Below are 288 nucleotides of genomic sequence, written 5' to 3'. Positions count from 1 at the left end.
CAGCAAGGGCACGGTCTACCCGGTCTCCTACACCATGACCAACCTGGCAGGTGGCTGGAAGGTCCGCAACGTGATCATCAACGGCATCAACATCGGCAAGCTGTTCCGCGACCAGTTCGCCGACACCATGCAGAAGAACCGCAACGACCTCGAGAAGACCATCGCCGGCTGGGGCGAGGTGGTCGCCAAGGCCAAGGAAACCGCGAAAGCGGAAGAGGCCGGGGCGAAATGAGCCAGGCCAGCCTGCGCGAAGGCGCGGCCGGCGAACTGCAGCTCGCCGGCGTGCTC

At 64.9% G+C, this 288-nt stretch carries 1 protein-coding gene; it reads left to right on the top strand.

Annotation, left to right across the window (positions count from 1 at the left end; translation table 11 throughout):
- On the top strand, positions 1-232 hold a 232-nt coding region (locus tag BST14_RS32010; RefSeq protein ID WP_211280854.1), incomplete at its 5' end, for an ABC transporter substrate-binding protein.
- Between the last annotated feature and the right edge of the window lie 56 nt (positions 233-288).

Origin of the sequence: Mycobacterium arosiense ATCC BAA-1401 = DSM 45069, assembly GCF_002086125.1 — a bacterium.
Taxonomy (GTDB): Bacteria; Actinomycetota; Actinomycetes; order Mycobacteriales; family Mycobacteriaceae; genus Mycobacterium; species Mycobacterium arosiense.
This window is presented reverse-complemented; position numbering and strand designations above follow the sequence as displayed.